Genomic DNA, 15,727 nt, shown 5'->3' with positions numbered 1-15,727 from the left:
ATATACCAGATCGCGTCGGATTTTCGTTCGTCATCAAGGCGCGACAACAGGCGCATAGTCGAACTATGTCACTGTTGTCGCAACACAGAGGACGGACGACAAAGACAAGCAGGATGGTATGTCATTTGACAGAAATCGCCTAAGGCCGGCGAAAGGGTGGGAATCCGCCAGACGTACCTCACAATCCTGGACCCGCGCCTCGTGCGCATGCGACATCTTGCTATGGTGTCCAGTCAGCCTGAGCGCATTGCCCGGTTAAATGGATTCGACGCGCAGCCCCAGGATGTGTTCCGAGGGACAGGATATGACCCATCTCAAGGGCCAATACCGCTACGCCAACAGAGTGATGGCGATGGTGATGGCCGGTGGCCAGGGTGCGCGGCTGCAACCGCTCACCCACAAGCGCTCCAAGCCTGCGGTGCCCTTCGGGGCCCGCTACCGTATCGTGGACTTCGTGCTCAGCAACCTGGTTAACTCCGGGATCGTCACCATCTACCTCCTGGTGCAGTACAAGTCCCAGTCGCTGATCGAGCACATCCGCAAGGCCTGGACCATATCGCCCCTGTTCCCGGACCAGTACGTCACCGTCGTGCCGCCCCAGATGCGGGAGAGCCATGGCTGGTTCGCCGGCACCGCGGATGCGGTCTGCCAGAATCTCAATCTGATCGAGCACCAGCACCCGGAGCTGGTCCTGGTGTTCGGCGCCGACCATGTCTACCGCATGGACATCAATCAGATGATCGGGTTTCACCTGGAGCGCGATGCGGAGGTCACCGTGGCCGCTCTGCCCGTCCCGCTGGAGCAGTCATCGAGCTTCGGCATCATCGAGGCGGACGCGGACGGACGCATCCGGGGCTTCCTGGAGAAGCCCCGACACGCCACACCGATGCCCGGTGACACGAACCGGGCCTATGCTTCGATGGGCAACTACCTGTTCAACGCCGCCAGCCTGGCAGGGGTGCTGCGCAAGGCCCACGGGCGCGGTGAGACCGACTTCGGCGCGCATGTGCTGCCGCGGATGCTGGAGACGCGCCGTGTCTTCGCCTACGACTTCGCCAGTAACGAGATTCCCGGAATCAAACCTTACGAGGAAACGCAACCGGCTTACTGGCGGGACGTGGGTACGATCGATGCGTATTTCGAGGCCAATCGCGACGTGCTCGGCGCCACGCCGCGCTTCGATCTGTTCAACCCTCAGTGGCCGCTCTATTCCAGCAATTACCAGGGACCGGTGGCCCAGGTTATCGGTGGGGAGATCGACAACTGCCTGCTGGGCGCGGCTTCGGTGATTCACGATGCGCGCCTGCGCAATTCCATCGTGCGCCGTGAGGCGGTGGTCGAAGAGGGGGCCGACATCGAGGACTGCATCATCATGGACTACGTGCGCGTGCGACGCGGTGCGCGGCTGCGCCGCACCATCGTCGATCGCCACAACCTGATCGAGAAGGATATGCGAATCGGCTTCGATCCAGTGGAGGACGGCAACCGTTACACGGTGAGCCCCGCAGGGGTCGTGGTGATCCCTAGGGGACGTATACCCTACTATGCTCGCGACTCGCGGGGCTACGGGATCGGGTACGCCGAGTAGCCTGTGCCACAGCAAAGGTGCGCGGCAAACCCGGTGCCTCGTGCCGGCAAACCGCATTTCACCCGAATCGCCTCTCGAGCCGGGTGCGTGTCTCGAGTGGATCGGCTCGAACAAGAATCGGGAAATGGCCTCGATGTGGCTGCGGAAGGGCAGCACCCGGGCGCCAGCCGGCATGATCTCGTCGGTGGAGGTATCGTTGCCGGTCTTGAGCAGCACCGGTCCCCGGATGCGGTTCGGCAGGGGCTCGAGCTCTGGCAGCGGCTGGATGTTGGGACCCTTCTCGATTGGTCCGGATTGTCCCTCGGGCAACGGCGGCAGGAGCATCGTGGTGTTGACGGCCACCTTCCCGGGGTCGACGAAGCGCGGGTAATCCATGTCCAGCGTCCGGGGATCGGTGATTACGCCGCGCAGTGCCGAGGCGGTCGCGGTCTCCGGGCGGCACAGGTAGACCTCGTCCTCCTTGGTCCCGGAACGACCCGGAAAATTGCGCGGCACGGTGCGCAGGCTGATCCGGCCGGTGGCGGGCGCCTGGTCCATGCCGATACAGCCGTGCGCCGCTGCGCACGAGATTTCCCAGCAGTCCCGTAATGATCAGGGTTTCCAGTTGCTGGCGCGATGTCGGATTGACGTCGAAGGAGACCTCGGGGTGGACCTGTCGCCCGTCGACCATGAGCGCCGGCACCGCGAAATCCCGCAGCCCCATGTTAGCGATCACGTGGCGGTCCATCGCGCCGAGGTGATCGAGACCCGGACCGTAGTACTCGATGATCCTGTTCACGCCGCCTTCCACGCCATGGCAACGCAACATCTCCAATATGACGTCCTTGGCGCTGACCCAGTCTCCGAGGCGTCCGGTGAGCCTGACACCCATGACCTGGGGCATGGTGAGATAAAAGGGCTCCCCGGTGATGGCAGCGGCCACTTCCAGTCCGCCCGCCCCGATCGCCAGCATTCCCAGTGCCCCGGCGGCGCAGCTATGGCTGTCTCACCCCAACTGGGTGGCGCCGGGGCGGCCGAAGCGTTCCATGTGTACGGGATGACTCATGCCGTTGCCGGGACGGCTGAACCACACGCCGAATCTCCGACAGGGCTGTCATGCGTCATTCATCTCCATGCCCCGCGCGTACAGCAGGACGACCGGAAAATCCGGGAACAGGATGCCCGCGGGCAGCCCATAGCGGTTCTGGATGCGTTCGGGACGCAGTTCCTCTCCCGTGAGCACGTTCGTGTAGGCGCACCCGGAGAGCGAGGCGGGCAGCTCGATGCGGGTATCACGCCACAGGGATCGCTCCGTCGGCGTTAGATGTTCCACACCCAGTAGTTGTCCGACCAGTCGCGGCGCGGCCGCGATCACGGCGAGCGCTCCGCGCCGGCGCGCGAACCCGCACAGGTGTTTGGCTCGCTGGCCGGTCATCGTTAATGGCAGGTAGTCGCCGCGCTCGAAGAGCGCTTGGGCCCGCCTGCGTAACCCCAGGCACTTCCAGGTGAGGTAGAGCTTGATCCGGCCGTCTTCGAGGTCCTCCACGAGGCCCCGCAGGCGCTCGCGCGGCACCGCCCCGCTGCCGAAGTCGCGCTCGAGCTCCTCGAGCAACGTGCGGCGCAACGGGAAATCCACGGTGCGCCGGTTGTCCGGATCCACCAGACTGAAGTCCCAGAGCTCGTTGCCTTGATAGATGTCCGGAACCCCCGGCGCGGTCAGCTTGAACAAAGTCTGTGACAGGCTGTTGAACAGGCCGATCCGGGCGATGCGGCGTTGAAACGGCCGAAAGTCGCTGACGAACCGCGAATTGGCGAACGGATCGAGCACCGCGTCGATGAAGTCGTGCAAGGCCGACTCGTACTCGGGATTGGGGTTCACCCAGGAGGTATGCCGTTTGGCCTCGCGGGCCGCCTTGAGCATGTAGGTCCGAATGCGCTCGACGAAGACGGACAGGGCGGATTCATCGAGGGGCTCCAGGGGGCAGGCGCCGATCAGCGTCTGATACAGCAGATACTCGTCATTGGACGAGGGAGCCGGCCCGCCCTCGGTCTCTCGTTTGTGCGCATGGTTTATCTGCGCCCAGCGGCTCGCATGGTCCCGCCACGCCGCGGGCAGCTCGGAAAGCGCATGAATGCGCGCGCGCACGTCCTCGGCGCGTTTGGTGTCGTGCGTGGACGTACTCAATAGCGAGCCCGGCCAATCCTTCCGGCGCCGTGCGTTGGCGAGGTGGAACTCGGCGACCGGTGTTCCGAACCGGTCCGGCTCGCCGCCGACCTCGTTGAGGGAGACGAGGCGGTTGTATCGATAGAATGCCGTATCTTCCATGCCCTTGGCGGTGACCGGACTGGTGAGCTGCTGGAATTTCATCGCAAAGCGAGTAACGCGCGCGCGGTAGGGGGCGTCCTTGCCCTTTGCCTGGCGGTTCAGGATGACGTCGCGCACGAAATCGAAGATCGTCAGGTCGGCCGCCGCCGAGCGCCGCCGGGCCGCCGCGACCGCCTGCTCGATGTATGCTTCGTCGCCCGGCGAGGATCCGTCGGCGGTCACGTAGGTGCGATATACCGGAAAGCAGGCGATGACGGTCTCAAGGGCCTGGCGCAGGCCGGTGAGCGTGAAATCGCGGCTGTGCGTGTCCGTTTCGGCAATGCGCGCCAGCTCGGTCGCCAGGACGTTGAGCTCGCTGGCAAGCGCCTCCTGCATGATCAGCTTCTTGCTAGCGAAAGCCACCTCGGAAAACGATGCGGGCTCGCCCGTGAATTCGCCATAGCTGCGGTTCATCGGTGCTTTGGCGTCCGCGTCGACGCTCAGACCCCCGCAGACGCGCGCGAAGTCGTAGCCGGTGGTGCCGTGTACGCGCCAATCGGCAGGGAGTCGTTCGTCGGCGGCGAGAATCTTCTCCGCCACGATGTAAAGCGGTTTGTCTTCGACGTTGCCTTCGATATCGCCGTGGCCCGCCGCGACCAGTGACGTCACGTGCTCCTGGATGCGCTGGAAGTAGCGGGCCGGATCGAACAGGCCGTCGGGGTGGTCGATGCGCAGTCCCTGCAGACGACCCTGGGCAATAAGCTCGAACAATAGGCCGTGGGTGGCATCGAACACGTCACGGTGCTCCATGCGCAGGGCGGCCAGCTCGTTGATATCGAAAAAGCGCCGGTAATTGATCTGGTCTGCGGCGACGCGCCAGAAGGCCAGGCGCCAGGCCTGTACCTGCAGCAGCTCGTGGAACAGGGTGGGGTCGGCCGGATAATCCTCGGCGCCGTTGAAGTCCCGCAGTGCTTCGTCGATGTAGCGGGCGATATCGGCGTCACTCGCGTACATTTGCGCCAGTCGCTGTTTGTGAATCTGCCCGTCGCGGGATCGTTCGGCGATCGCTCTTGGCGTTGTGTTAATGCGCAGGGGCAGCTTGGCGAAGGCCGTCATCAGGCTGGCGAATCCGAGCGCACTAGAATGCTCAGCCCCGAGACGTTCGGCCAGGTGCGCCTGCCGATGCGCGAAAATGCGCGGATATTCCCGGGGGTCGAGCGGGAAGCGGTGCTCGAAATAGTCCACCGAGAAGGCCCCGTTTGCGGCGTCGAAGACGAGTATCAGACTGCCCCGGTCGAGCACGTTGCCGTAGTGATCGTCCAGAACCGGCAACAGGACCTTGCCACGCAACTCCTCCTTCAAGGGGTTCCAGTCGATATCGAAGAACTTCGCGAATCGCGAGGCCGGCCCGTTCTCCAGCACGTCCAGCCACCAGGGATTGTCGTGCCCCATGATGCCCATATGGTTGGGGACCACGTCGAGTATCAAGCCCATGTCGTGGGATTGCAGGGTGTCAGTGAACCGTTGGAAGGCGGGCTGGGCGCCGAGCTCGGGGTTCAGGGCATTGTGCTCGACGATGTCGTAGCCATGTGCGCTCCCGGAGCGCGACTTGATCAGCGGCGAGGCATAGCAGTGGCTGATGCCGAGCGCGTCCAGGTAGGGCACGAGCGCGGTCGCATCGTCGAGCGTGAAATCCCTGTTGAACTGCAGCCGGTAGGTTGCTCGCGGTATCCGCGCGCAACCTACCGGCCGTTCGGCCGCGGGCAGGGCCGGAGGCCTGACCGCGGTACCGCGAGCCTCTCGCAGGGCCGCGAACAGCGTCGCGATGCGCGGTTCGTCCGGCCACGACTCGATCTCCAGGCTCTGCTTGCGCTGCCAGTTGGGATGCGCGTCGATGGTGCCCGGCAGGTTGGACTGTTCGGACTGGCCGAGCATATCCTCGGGCTGCACCACCAGTACACGCGCGGGTGCTTTTGCCAGATACAGGTGAACCGCGCAGGCCAGCTCCGCGGTCATCTCGGGGGTGGACACCGGGTTCACGTCCGCGCCTTCGGGCAGCAGTCCTTCGCGCTCGAGCGCGATCAACAGGCGCGCACGGTCCTCGGCTCGATGGATCACCTGTTTCTCGTAGTCTTCCTCCGAAGGGAACAGCTCGAGTCGCCGCCGCCACTCGATATCGTGTCCGGACCAGAAACCCGTCAGGGTGGGCAGGTCGTGCGTGCTGACTGAAATCAGGGCCTGGGCGGGGTACTCTTCGGGTGCCCGGAAGCCGCCATCTTCGTTCTTCTCGAAGTACAGGAGCCGGTACGAGAGCACGCCTCGGGGGTTGAGGGTCCTGCGCACCGCATCGGGTACCGTGCCCAGGTCTTCACCGATCACCAGACAGCGATTGCGCTGACTTTCCAAGGCGAGGATGCCGAGGAGGTCTTCGAAGGGATAACGGACATAGGCCCCGCCGGCCGGCGCACTGCCGGCCGGGATCCAGAACAGCCGCCAGAGCGCCGTCACGTGATCGATACGCAGGGCGCCTGCGGCATGCATGTTGCTTCTGAGTGTCGCGATAAAAGGCTCGTAGGCCGATTCGCGCAGGCTTTCGGGGACCCACGGCGGAAGCCCCCAGTCCTGGCCCTGCAAATTGAAGTCGTCGGGCGGCGAGCCGATCCGGGCATCCAGGGCGTAAAGCGCCTGATTGGCCCAGGCCTCGGAGCCGCCGCAATCGATGCTTACCGCGAGGTCCTGATAGATGCCGACGCCGAGGCCGAGCTCGAAGGCGCGACGTCCCGCGGCGCCCAGTTGCCGCTGCGCTTGCCATTGCAGGTACTCGAAGAATGTCACGCGCTCGACGTTCTCGCCGGCGAAGGCCGCGACGGCCCCGGAATCGGGATCGCGGTAGGCCTCGGGCCAGACCGGCCAGCCCCATATCGACGGGTCCCCGCGATGGAAATGCTCCTGCAACGCCTCGAACAGGGCATGGCGATGAAGCGGCTTTCCCTGCCGGGCCTGAAAGGATCGAAACGCCTCGGCCCGCATGCTGCCCGGCGAGAGATGTCGTTCGCGAAAGTGCCCGTATAGCTGTTCGAGCACCTGGAGTTTGAGATCCGCAACCTGCACGTAGTCGACATGGTCCGCTGCCCGCAGGGCGCGAAGCCGCGCCTGAAAATCCTCGCTTGCGACCTGTTGCAGCGGCTCGCCCAGTTCTGCGAAATCCGGTATCGCTTCCACGTCGAGATACAGGACATTCAGGAACATGCGGCTCGAAGGACTGTAGGGGCTGGCGTGCCCGGGATTATCAGGAAATGCGGCATGCAGAGGGTTCAGACCGACCACCCCTGCCCCCTCGCGGGCGGCAAGCTCCAGCACGCGCGTCAGATCCGTGAAGTCGCCGATCCCCCAGTTGCGCTGGGACCGCAGCGAGTAGAGGGGCATGGTGACCCCCCAGACACGGCCCTCGTCCTGGATCGCCTCGGGTTGGTAGCAGGCGGGCGGCGCGACGATGAGGGTCATCGTGGAGCGGTTGGGAGCCTCGATCTCGAAGCGGTGGTAGCCCGGGACGGGCGGCTCGGGCAGGGCGAGGACCATCCGCTGCCAGGGCTCCCCGTCAACGCTGCGCCGCTCGCGCAGCTCGAGCCCGGCAGGGATAAACTCACCTGTCCTGTGCCACCCGCCTTCTTCTACAAGTTTCCAGTGCCAGGTTTCGTCGGCCCGGGTCGCGGGGAGGCTGAGCTCGATTTCGAGCGTGCCGGCGCCCGAGCGCACGACCTTCACCGGTGGAAGAAGGCGCCGCCACTGCCGGGCCTCGGTTCGCTCCAGGGTAGTGCGCGCCTCGGCTTCGCCGCCGGCGTCCACACCCATGGCGCGCAACAGGGCTCGGCGCGTATCGTCCGATACGATATGGGGATGCCCCCAGATGTCGGTGTACTCCGGGGCGATGCCGAAGCGCGAGCAGAGCCGGTCGAATGCGGAGGCGTTCATTTTCGCGCCGGGCGGCCGGGCCGCTATCCCCCCTCCAGGAAGTATGCGACACCCCACGGCGGCAGGCGATGCGCAGCCAGCTCGGTGACGAATTCATCGGGCTGGGCGTAGAGCGGTTCCCCCGGCGGCGGTTCGAAGTCCTGCAGCGGCAGAGGCACCGGGGTCGGATTTGCCAGCAGCGAAAGCCTCGCACCGTCGCCCAGGCGCCAGTTGGCGAAAATCCCTTTGTCGTCGAGTACGCGAAATGTCGCCACTTCGCCGCGTATGCCACGCAACCGAGGGACGATCCGCTCGCGCCGCAAGCGCAAAAGGAGCTTGTAGAACTTGCGCCGGCGTGCATGTCCGGATTCGAGCAGGCGTTCCCAGTCGAGCCGGCTGCGCACGAAGGTGGCGGGATCGTTGGGGTCGGGAATACGCACCCTCGTCGAGCGATCGGAGAAGCGTTCGAAACGCGCGAACTCCTCGCGCCGACCCTCGGTTACGGCCCGCGCCAGGTCGCCTTTGAAGTCACAGAAATATTGGAAGGGGGCGCATGCCGCGAACTCCTCGCCCATGAACAGCATCGGGGGGGAAGGCGCGAGCAGTCGCATGACGGCCGCCGCGCGCACCGCCTCGGGTGGAGCCAGGGAATCGATGCGCTCGCCGAAGGCTCGGTTGCCGACATGGTCATGGTTCTGCATGGAAGAGACGAACGCCAGGGGTGGAAACGCCGCACTCGGCTCTCCGCGCCGTCGGCCCTGGCGAAAGGCCGAGGGCTCGCCCTGGTAGGCGAATCCTTCGGCCAGGCTGCGTGCCGTGTACCATGCGGGGCGATCGACATAGTCCGCGTAATAGCCGTCGCCCTCCCCGGTCAGCAACACGTGCAGGCCGTGATGGATGTCGTCGTTCCATTGTGCATCGTACCAGCGGGGGCTTCCGTCGGACCGGCGTGTCAGATAGCGCACGGCGTTGTCATCGTTCTCCAGGACCAGATGGATGTGCCGCTCCCGGCCGGGACCTCGGCGCACTCGTTCGGCGAGTTCAACCAGGATGCCGGGCCGCGAATCGTCGGCGATGGCGTGCACCGCGTCCAGGCGCAGGCCATCGAAATGGAATTCTTCCAGCCAGTAAAGCGCGTTGTGGATGAAGAATTCCCGCACCGTGCGGCTGCCTGCCCCGTCGAAGTTGATCGCCGCGCCCCAGGGGGTATGGCGGTGAGCGCTGAAGAACTCCGGGGCGTAGAGATGCAGGTAATTGCCCTCGGGGCCGAAGTGGTTGTAGACAACGTCGAGGAAGACCATGAGACCGCGTTCGTGTGCGGCCTGTACCAGGGATTTGAGCGTGTCCGGGCGGCCATAGCGACTTTCTGGGGCGAAGTGCAACACGCCGTCATATCCCCAGTTGTGCCTTCCGGGAAAGTCGCTCACGGGCATCAGTTCGATGGCGGTGACACCGAGGTCCGACAGATAGTCGAGTCTCGCTTGGACCCCTTCAAACCCTCCCTGTTCGCTGAATGCGCCCACGTGCAGCTCATAGATCACGGCCTGTTCCCAGGGCCGACCCCGCCAGTCATCGTCGCGCCAGTTGAAACCGTGCGGATCGATCACCCGGCTCGGGCCGTTAACATCCTGTGGCTGGCAGCGCGATGCGGGGTCGGGAACCCGTTGGCTCTCATCGATCCGATAGCTGTAGAGGGTTCCGGCTTTAGCCAGCCCGGTGGCGATGCCGAACCAGCCCTCGTCCTCGACGGCCAGTGGGATCAGCGCCTCGGATTTGTGGCCCTGAAGGCACAGCTCGACCTTTCGGGCACCCGGCGCCCACAGCCGAAACCGCACCTGGCCGTCGTCCTGTATCTCGGCGCCGAACGGCATGGGATGACAGCGTTTCATGCCTGGTTGCGCGCATGGATCAGGAACGCGAGTGAGCGGCCCTGCAAGGGGTACCTGTCCCCTGTACGGATGTCCCGCCGTGCGCCGGCGCCGTCGGCTACACCGGTGTCGATGACGACCGACCAGCGGTCGATACCGTCGATGTCGGGCACACAGAAGGGGATCTTCTCGTGGTGAGCGTTCAACAACATCAGGACGTCATCGTCTGAGATCAGGCGCCCGTGCGCATCCCGTTCCAGCATGCCCTCGCCCGGCGTGCAGATGCCCAGGTAGCGGGCGAAGGCGTGTTGCCATTCCTCTTCGCTCATCTCGGAACCGTCCGGGTTGAGCCAGTAGATATCCTTGATGCCCGTGCCTTCGATCAATGCCCCCGCAAAGAAGCGACGGCGCCGAAAGTTGGGATGCCGCCTGCGAAGTGAGATCAATTGACGCACGAATTCAACCAGGGCCGTGTGGTCTTCGTCCAGGGTCCAGTCGACCCAGCTCGTTTCGTTGTCCTGGCAGTAGGCGTTGTTGTTTCCGCCCTGGGTTCGGCCCATCTCGTCCCCGGCCAACAGCATGGGCACGCCCTGGGACAGCAACAGCGTGGCCAGAAAGTTGAGCTTTTGACGCGCGCGCAGGGCGCGTACGTGGGGATCGTCGGTCGGCCCCTCGACGCCGCAATTCCAGCTGCGGTTGTGGTCCTCGCCGTCCCGATTGCTTTCGCCGTTGGCTTCGTTGTGTTTCCCGTTGTAGCTCACCAGATCGTGCAGGGTGAAGCCGTCATGGGCGGTCACGAAGTTGATGCTCGCGTAGGGCCGGCGCCCGTCCAACTCATAGAGATCGCTCGAGCCACTGAGACGGGATGCCAACTCGCCGATCACGCCGCCTTCCCCTTTCCAGTAGTCCCGCACCGCATCGCGGTACTTGCCGTTCCATTCGGTCCAGCCCGGCGGAAAATTACCGACCTGATAACCGCCCTCTCCCAGGTCCCAGGGCTCGGCGATCAGTTTGACCCGGGAAAGCACCGGGTCCTGGTGGATGATGTCGAAAAAGGCGCCGAGTCGGTCTACCTCGTGCAGCTCGCGCGCCAGTGACGCGGCCAGGTCGAAGCGAAAGCCGTCCACGTGCATCTCCAGCACCCAGTAGCGCAGGCTGTCCATGATCAGCTGCAAGACCCGCGGATGCATCATGTTGAGGGTGTTGCCTGTTCCGGTGTAGTCCAGGTAGTAGCGCGGCTCGTCGCCTACCAGCCGGTAATAGGCCGTGTTGTCGATACCCCGGAAACTAAGTGTCGGACCCAGCTGGTTTCCCTCAGCCGTGTGATTGTAGACGACATCCAGAATGACCTCGATACCGGCCGAGTGCAATGTCTTGACCATGGTCTTGAACTCGCTGACCAGTCCGGTTGCCGAGTAGCGCGTGTCGGCGGCGAAAAACCCGATGGTGTTGTAACCCCAATAGTTACTCAGACCCTGCTTGACGAGGTGGCGATCGTTCACGGCGGCGTGCACGGGCATCAACTCGATTGCGGTGATACCGAGGCGCCTGAAGTGCGAGACGATCGGCTCGGTGGCGAGACCGGCGTAGGTTCCCCGCAGACCTTCCGGCACCTCCGGGTGTCGCATAGTGAAGCCTTTGACATCCTTATAATGCGCTGTCCCTCAGCGCCATGTCGCACATGCCGCAGACTTCCATTGCACAACCCCGGCCGACGGCGCGCACCGCGAATCATCCCGGCCATCCCGTCAACGGAATCGCCAGGGCCCGTCGACTAGCCCAATTCGATGCGCTCCTCGGCCGCATGGGAAAGTGCAACCATCACGGTGAGATACTCGCGCACCTGCCGCGTCAGGAGAAAGTTTTCGCGCACGTACTCCCTAGCCTTCTGGCCCATTTCGGCGATGCGCCCTGGCCGGTGCAGCAGGTAGCGGATGCGCAGAGCCGCTCCTTCTGGTGTGCTGACCAGAAATCCTGTGTGGTAATTGATCACCTGAAGGCGTATCCCGCCAGTGTCGCCCCCGATCACGGGCTTACCTTTCCAGAGGGATTCGGTCACGGTCAATCCGAATCCTTCCCGCAGCGACTTCTGCAGGACGATATCGGCAGCGCGTTGCAGTGCATTGATGGCGTCGTGCGCGTCCGGGGGCAGCAGCAACAGGTGGATGTCGGGGTCACCCTCGGTGGCGCTCTGTACATCCCGATAGACGGCGTCTCCCTCGGGGTCATCCGTTGCCGTGCCACCCGCCAGAACCAGCTGGAGATCCGGAACGAATTCCTTGGCAAGTTGGTGGGCCTGTACCACGCCCAGGGGGTCCTTGAACCGGTCGAAGCGCGACACCTGCAGGATCATGGGGCGGTCCCGGTCGAGCCCGAACCGGGTGCACACGGCGTCGATCTCGGTCTGTTCGAGGTCCCGGTTCTTGTCGCTCAGCGGATCGATACTGGGCGGAATCAGGTACTCGGGGTGGGGGAGGCTTTGCGCGAACGCGGCCAGCGAAAAAATGCTGGCGTCGTAGTCCTGCACGAAACGGCGTACATAGCGCCAGACTCGGCGATCTGGATGACTGACATCGATGTGACACCGCCAGACCCATTTTCCTTTCCGATTCGGGCACAGGCCTGCCAGCGGCGCTGGCTGGGGATCGTGGATGAACACCACGTCCGCAGGCTCGAGGATCGAACGCAACTGCTCGGCGTTACGCGCATTGGTCCGTTCATAGGCCTCCAGCAGGTGGTCCGGGATGACCACACGGTTGCCCTGAAGCGCATTATGGAAGCCTTTGGTACATTCATAGAATTGACCTTCACCCGTAATGACCTCCCAGCGGGTGTCGATCCCGAGTTCGCGCATCAGGGGGATCAACTTTTCCAGGATCTCCGCCACACCGCCACCCACGCGGGTGGAATTGACGTGAACGACGGTCATCCCGCGCAGTGGTGCGGCCAGTTGCTGTAAATGGTCGACAATCTCCGCACCAGCGATCTGACCGTATGCGTCAAGCAGACCGGGCATCAACCGGTTCCCCCAAAGTAATCGCCGAAGATCGCCGAAACCTGGTCTCGCAGCTCATTCAGGCTAATGAAATATGGGTCGATGGCGGAAAGCCTTTCTCGCAGCGCTCCGTAGTGATCGCCCCAGCTGCTCAGCCAGAAGCGAAAATCATCCTCGCTGTCGGTCAGGCGCTGGCGGGCGTCGATGAAATGGAAAAAGACACTGCTGGCCGATAGAGACGGGATGATGGCCGCAAGTTGTTCCGGATTCTGGACGGATCGACGAGTATCGAACACCACGGTCTGTGAGCGGATGAATTGAAATTGCCTGTCGACGGGAGCCCAACTCAATACTTCGATTTCATCCAGGCGCTCCTCGACTACGTCGATCAGTTCCTGCCGCATGTCCTCCAGGTCGTGGAATTTACTGGGATCGACGAGAGCAAGCCGCTCGGCCAGCCGTGTGTCGTGAATGCTGTGCCGAACCCATTCGGCGAGGTCATTGCCGTACTCGCGTTCCTCGAATCCCGGGCGCAGCAAACCGCCCCAAAAATGATAGTAGAGGCTGCCACGCTCCACGGTCAGTAGATGATTCCGTAACTCCTTGAGATTCTGAGCTTTTCTTCCTGTGGCAATAGCAATCAGTGCACAATCCTTGAGTGCAAATGGCTGCATCCTTGGCGGTGACGCTGTGTCACGTATCATGTCGACAGACTCGAGCCGTCTATTTCCTTATATATATATATATATAGCACCCGAAGGTGGACATGTGAAAGCGGGTTGGAAAATCGGGGGAGAGCGGCGCCGATGTGCGGGACCGACCGACTTGTATGCGGACAAGGGCCCGGGCTGCAAAATTTTGGCCCGTTGCACGACCCTGCCAGCCATTCGCCACGTCACCGATCGATACGCCAACAACCGTGCTGAAGTCTCCTGCCAACCGACCCGTGAGCGGGAATGGTACGTGCGCCGATTCAAGTGGTCCGGTCAAGCTCAGCGGTTTCTCTCAGTGCATGTGGTTGTCAGCAGCCAGTTTCGAATTGGTCGTCACCTGATGCGGGCCACGCACTGCCGGTTACTTCGTTTCCGGGCATTCGACTAATGGCAGAAGTCGAAATACGATTGATGGGGAGAAAGGATTAGAAATCCGAGCCAGGACTGGATACGCTCCACCAGGTTGACAATGCCGGCGCAGCGTATCCTGGCGCGGCACGCTCGAGTGAGCAATCCGATTCGAGCGATTCACATCTCTTGACGGGGAACCAGGGCGACGTTGACTGAGGAAGTTGTTTGGCCACTCTCCGTGAGCCTGTTGGTATTCGCGGTGGCTGTCGTAACGATTACCGGCTTCGGGATCATGATGACCCTGGTCGCGAGTCAGCTCGCCGAGCGAACCGGCTTGGGCCAGGCCCTGATGGGCGCACTGTTTGTCGGAGGAAGCACGTCTCTGGCAGAGATTGCGACATCGACCACGGCCGCGTACAACGGACATCCGGACTTGGCTGTCAGCAACGCCGTGGGGAGCATCGCGGGGCAGACCGCTATGCTGGCCGTGGCCGATCTTGCTTACCATCGCGCAAACCTCGAGCACGCCGCCGCCTCTGCGGAAAATCTCATGATGAGTGTGTTTCTGATTACCCTGCTCGCAATCCCATTGCTGGCCGCGGGGGTTCCAGACATCAGTCTATGGTCGATCCATCCGGCGAGCCTAGGCCTCGTGGTGACGTACATCTGGGGGATGCGTCTCGTGTCCCAAGCGCATAAGCAACCCATGTGGCATCCTCGCGAAACGCCGGAAACCCGCGTCGATGATGGTCGGGCTCCAGGTCGCGGGCACCACGGATTGGCCGGATTGTGGATGCGATTCATAGTCGCGTGCGCCTTCATGACGTTGGCCGGCTGGCTGCTGGCGCGGTCCGCCGTCGGGATCTCGGTGCACACAGGGCTTTCGGAAACGGTGGTGGGAGGTTTAATCACCGGGTTGTCGAGTTCGCTTCCCGAATTGATCACGGCGGTGACCGCAGTGCGCATTGGTCAACTGACCCTCGCGGTGGGTGATGTATTGGGAGGGAATGCCTTCGATACTCTGGTGGTCGTCATGTCCGACGTGGCCTATCGGCAAGGCTCCATCTACGCCGCCATCTCGCAACAGCAATACTACCTGATCTCTCTTGCTATCTTGCTGACCGGGATTCTAGCCATGGGACTGGTTCGCCGGGAGAAGCACGGAATAGCCAACATCGGGACTGAGAGTTTCTTAGTGCTTTTTCTGTACGTGGGGGCGTTTTCCTTGTTGTTCATCTTCGGTTGACCAGCCAATTTCGGAATGGGCGCTGTGGCAGGCACTGGAACCTCTCGCAGGACGACAACCCGCTGGGCAGCGGGCTTCGCAAGCTCCGCACCGCGCCAGTGAGATACAGTGACGGGTATTGAGAAGGGCCCGCAACGGACCGACGACATCAGCGAAAACAATCCCATTGGCTCAGCATACACCGCCCCCTCAATCCCTTGCTATACCCGTCACGGACGGGTTTTCCCGGCACACACGCCCTCTTCGTCCCGTGGCAGCGTTGCGATTCCTTGCAATAGAGCGGCTATTACGCGTCATCGCGTCTTGACACGAAACGAATATGACACACCCTTTCTCGTGAAAACCTGCCCGCGACGGGTATAAACTAAAACTGGAAGAAGTGCGGTCAGAAAATATATGCGGATTACAGGGGGGCAGTTACGCACCGTTTTGCATACTGACCGCGCTATACGTGACGGAGAAGATCATCGGAAATCAGCGCCAGCGAGAATTAGTACGCAACCTCGCCCGCCCGATATTCTGCGTATCGGTTACGAACCAGATGGCATCTGTTTGCGGGTCGAACACCATGTGTCGTACCGAGCCGCCACCGCTGGGGATGTCGGTCTGACTGAAGAATTTCTCTGTTGCCGGATCAAAGCCGACAAACCGGTTCGGCTGTGGAATGGTTTCCACGAACCAGACCCGGTCCCTGTTGTCGACGGTCATCGCGTACGGCCCGGCTTGTTTGC

7 protein-coding genes and 3 pseudogenes are annotated in these 15,727 nt (G+C 62.8%); 3 read left to right on the top strand and 7 right to left on the bottom strand.

Annotated elements, in window-relative coordinates; genetic code table 11:
- Positions 1-304 precede the first annotated feature (304 nt).
- On the top strand, positions 305-1,588 hold the full coding sequence (locus LJE91_18225; protein MCG6870591.1) for a glucose-1-phosphate adenylyltransferase: 1,284 nt from the start codon (positions 305-307) through the stop codon (positions 1,586-1,588).
- A 99-nt stretch (positions 1,589-1,687) separates the two neighbouring features.
- On the opposite strand, the pseudogene LJE91_18220 reads toward LJE91_18225, so the two are convergent.
- From LJE91_18220 to LJE91_18195, 6 genes and pseudogenes are all read right to left on the bottom strand, one after another.
- Positions 1,688-2,675, bottom strand: a pseudogene (locus tag LJE91_18220) (hypothetical protein).
- A gap of 6 nt (positions 2,676-2,681) precedes the next feature.
- On the bottom strand, positions 2,682-7,844 hold the full coding sequence (locus LJE91_18215) for a malto-oligosyltrehalose synthase (GenBank protein MCG6870590.1): 5,163 nt from the start codon (positions 7,842-7,844) through the stop codon (positions 2,682-2,684).
- 23 nt (positions 7,845-7,867) lie between these two features.
- Entirely contained in the window at positions 7,868-9,712 is a 1,845-nt protein-coding gene (treZ, locus tag LJE91_18210; protein MCG6870589.1) for a malto-oligosyltrehalose trehalohydrolase, read from the bottom strand.
- Positions 9,709-11,334, bottom strand: a pseudogene (gene glgX, locus LJE91_18205) (glycogen debranching protein GlgX). Before glgX ends, treZ begins: the two are co-directional and overlap by 4 nt.
- 131 nt (positions 11,335-11,465) lie before the next feature.
- Positions 11,466-12,707 (bottom strand): glycosyltransferase, encoded by a 1,242-nt coding sequence (locus LJE91_18200; GenBank protein ID MCG6870588.1) that lies wholly within the window; start codon positions 12,705-12,707, stop codon positions 11,466-11,468.
- Entirely contained in the window at positions 12,707-13,360 is a 654-nt protein-coding gene (locus LJE91_18195) for a DUF5752 family protein (GenBank protein MCG6870587.1), read from the bottom strand. The genes LJE91_18200 and LJE91_18195 overlap by 1 nt, the downstream gene beginning before the upstream one ends.
- 238 nt (positions 13,361-13,598) lie before the next feature.
- Between LJE91_18195 and LJE91_18190 the strand changes: the two are divergent.
- Positions 13,599-13,727, top strand: a pseudogene (locus LJE91_18190) (IS6 family transposase).
- A gap of 231 nt (positions 13,728-13,958) precedes the next feature.
- Positions 13,959-14,996, top strand: a complete 1,038-nt coding sequence (locus tag LJE91_18185; protein MCG6870586.1) for a sodium:calcium antiporter — start codon at positions 13,959-13,961, stop codon at positions 14,994-14,996.
- A 474-nt stretch (positions 14,997-15,470) separates the two neighbouring features.
- Here the strand turns inward: LJE91_18185 and LJE91_18180 are convergent.
- The coding region (locus LJE91_18180) for a lyase (GenBank protein MCG6870585.1) at positions 15,471-15,727 on the bottom strand (257 nt) is incomplete at its 5' end.

It is taken from the genome of Gammaproteobacteria bacterium, assembly GCA_022340215.1.
GTDB lineage: Bacteria > Pseudomonadota > Gammaproteobacteria > JAJDOJ01 > JAJDOJ01 > JAJDOJ01.
The sequence above is the reverse complement of the archived record's forward strand: the minus strand, read 5'-3'. Positions and strand labels throughout refer to the sequence as shown.

Coding starts and splice junctions, on each gene's coding strand:
- LJE91_18200 (MCG6870588.1), bottom strand. CDS start 12,707: ATGCCCGGTCTGCTTGACGCATACGGTCAGATCGCTGGTGCGGAGATT.
- LJE91_18225 (MCG6870591.1), top strand. CDS start 305: ATGACCCATCTCAAGGGCCAATACCGCTACGCCAACAGAGTGATGGCG.
- LJE91_18195 (MCG6870587.1), bottom strand. CDS start 13,360: ATGCAGCCATTTGCACTCAAGGATTGTGCACTGATTGCTATTGCCACA.
- treZ (MCG6870589.1), bottom strand. CDS start 9,712: ATGAAACGCTGTCATCCCATGCCGTTCGGCGCCGAGATACAGGACGAC.
- LJE91_18215 (MCG6870590.1), bottom strand. CDS start 7,844: ATGAACGCCTCCGCATTCGACCGGCTCTGCTCGCGCTTCGGCATCGCC.